Here is a 2798-nt window from a genome sequence, read left to right as displayed (position 1 = left end):
TATAAAAGGTTTTTCAATGCTGGAAATTTTAACTGATTGGTACAAAACCCGCTTTAGTGACCCACAAGCCATAACGTTAATGTTCATCATTATTGGGATTGGTCTTGCATTGTACTTTGGTTCCGGATTGCTTGCGCCACTGCTGGTTGCTTTAGTGTTAGCATTTTTATTGGAGTGGCCAGTTGCACAAATGTCTCGACTTGGCATAAGCCGAACCGCAGCAGCAACAATCGTGTTGGTGGTGTTTATAGGGCTAATGATTATTTTGACGTTTGGTTTGGTGCCTAGTATTTGGCGCCAAGGGGTGTCATTGGTTACTGACTTACCTTCTATGATTGATAAGGGGATGATAATCGTGCGTGAATTTAGTGCTGATTACCCGCAATTTGTCAGTGCATCACAACTTGATTCGATGATGGAAGAAGTCAATAAGATGCTTGATACGCAGCACCTTATTGATTTAGGTAAACAAATTCTGGGTTATTCAGCGTCATTATTAGTGCTAATGGTGTACGCCATCTTAGTGCCTTTGTTGGTGTTTTTCTTTTTAAAAGACAAAGAGTTTTTATTAAATGGCAGCAAACGGTTTTTTCCATCTAACCGCGGTCTAGCGCGAAAAGTTTGGTCTGAAATGGACCAACAAATTTTTAATTATATTCGTGGTAAAGTCATTGAAATAGTTATTGTTGGTGTAGCCAGTTATATCTTTTTTGCCATCATGGGGCTGCGTTATTCTGCTCTGCTAGGTGTGTTAACAGGCTTGTCGGTATTGATCCCATATGTAGGTGCAACACTGGTTACATTGCCAATAGCATTAGTGGCTTTTTTCCAATGGGGTTTTAGCGCTGAATTTGGTTACTTGATGTTAGGTTATGGAATTATTCAAGCATTAGATGGCAATGTGTTAGTGCCATTATTATTTTCTGATGCTGTTGATTTACATCCGGTAGTGATTATTGCTGCTGTGTTAGTATTTGGTGGCCTATGGGGTGTCTGGGGAGTGTTTTTTGCCATACCACTAGCATCGTTAGTCAAAGCTGTCATCAATGCTTGGCCGAATAACCAAGAGCAACAACGAGTCAAGCTCGACAGTGAATAACACTTGCCTGTGGTATTGCACAAAACCAATATAGAAGCAGAACCTGTTGGATACACATTAAGCTAACCCCATTATGGTGTTAGCTTTTTTATTATCAGGCTTAAGTTAATACATTTAGATATTGCGACAAATGGTTATCGCGATAGAAAGAATGCACGTTAAACAAATAACAACAATTAATCACGACAACATAGAGCATCATGTACGTTATGTTAGTTGCAACCCGCTAAAATATAGATAGGTTCATTTTTATAAATAGGTACATTGAGCATTATAACGTTTTGTCTTTGCTGTCGTTGCCTTTCTCATCTGAAGGTTCTGTAGTCAGTTTACCTTCCGATTCTGCTGAACTGGTTTCTTTTTCAGCACTTTGAGCTTGGTTTTTATGTTCACCAAATTGAGGCATTTTAAATTTGGCAGAATATTTCAACACCGCAATGTTACTTGCAATAACGCCTATGACTAAAATAATAATTAGCCAAACTTCATAACCTTCTAAACTCATTGGGAACTCCTTTTAAGCTGAAACTTTCTAGCCGTGTTTTAAGACAACACAGGCTAGAACCATATGTGTTTGGTTATTAGTCTACCGCTAAACGTAGTTCACACTTTCGAATATCTTCAGGGGTATCAACTTCTGGAGAGTCAAATGCACTGATAGCAATTTTAATTTTGTAGCCGTATTCGAGTGCGCGCAACTGTTCTAATTTTTCGAGGTCTTCGAGTCTACCTAAAGGTAACTTAGCAAATGCATTCACAAAACGCTTAGTGTAAGCATAAACACCTAAATGTTTGTAAACAGGATAGTCATTGGTATCGCGCCCAAAAGGGATACGTGAGCGAGAAAAATACAATGCATTATGGTCATTATCGAATACCATTTTAACGTGCATTGGGTCGTCTAATTCCCTTTTATCGACGATCTCAAATCCTAATGTTGCCATTTCGAATTCACCAGGGTGACGTTCAAATAGACTAATGATTTGTTCGATTGAGATAGGATCAATAAGCGGTTGATCGCCTTGTAAATTAATCACTAAATCATCATCGTTAAGACCCAGTAATGCAATGGCATCGTTAATACGGTCGGTACCAGATGCTGCATCAGGGCTAGTCATCACTACTTTACCACCAAAGGATTCAACGGCATCTTTAATGCGGTCGTCATCTGTAGCAACATAGATATTATCGAGGCCTCTTGCTAACGATGCACGTTCGTAAACGTGTTGGATCATGGGTTTACCATTAATCGGGGCTAGCGGCTTGCCCGGGAAACGGCTTGAACCATAACGTGCCGGGATTAATAGAGTAACTTTCATTAATATGACCTACTTGTGGTTGTGACAGTGGTGTAGACAATAAATAAAAGGGCTCATAAGAGCCCTTTATGACTAAATATACAGTTTATTATATACGACGGAATAACTTAGTCAGCATTTCATCGGTAACTTTCTCTTCCCAGCCTTTACCGTACACGTTGTCCCAAAGTGGACCCATGCTCTTAGTAACGGCAACCATCTTAGCGATAGTGTCATCTGGTAAATCTTTACAGATGTTTTTAGGCAGAGTGATGTTATGAATTTTCATCATTTTACGGAACTCAGTCACACCTTCTGGGTAGAACTCTTCTAGCACGTCAACGGCTAAACAGTTACCAATACCGTGGTGATAACCCAGCACATAACCTAAACCGTAAGAT

At 39.5% G+C, this 2798-nt stretch carries 3 protein-coding genes and 1 pseudogene; 1 reads left to right on the top strand and 3 read right to left on the bottom strand.

From position 1 onward, the window contains the following. Positions 1–16: 16 nt before the first annotated feature. On the top strand, positions 17–1099 hold the full coding sequence (locus H5202_RS20045; RefSeq protein WP_182773617.1) for an AI-2E family transporter: 1083 nt from the start codon (positions 17–19) through the stop codon (positions 1097–1099). A 271-nt stretch (positions 1100–1370) separates the two neighbouring features. Here H5202_RS20045 and H5202_RS20040 read toward each other — a convergent pair whose 3' ends face one another. The 3 genes and pseudogenes from H5202_RS20040 to kdnB all read right to left on the bottom strand — a co-directional run. Next, positions 1371–1604, bottom strand: coding sequence for a DUF2897 family protein (locus H5202_RS20040; protein WP_182773616.1), 234 nt, complete (start codon positions 1602–1604; stop codon positions 1371–1373). 76 nt (positions 1605–1680) lie between these two features. Further along, the gene (gene kdsB, locus H5202_RS20035) at positions 1681–2418 is read right to left on the bottom strand and encodes an 8-amino-3,8-dideoxy-manno-octulosonate cytidylyltransferase KdsB (RefSeq protein ID WP_182773615.1); all 738 of its coding nucleotides are present in this window, start codon (positions 2416–2418) and stop codon (positions 1681–1683) included. Positions 2419–2506: 88 nt separating this feature from the next. Beyond that, a pseudogene (gene kdnB / locus H5202_RS20030) lies at positions 2507–2798 on the bottom strand (3-deoxy-alpha-D-manno-octulosonate 8-oxidase KdnB); the annotation flags it as partial.

This window comes from Shewanella sp. SG41-4, assembly GCF_014164505.1.
Lineage (GTDB): Bacteria > Pseudomonadota > Gammaproteobacteria > Enterobacterales > Shewanellaceae > Shewanella.
Note: the sequence above shows the minus strand (reverse complement) of the source record. Positions and strands in the feature narration are given on the sequence as shown.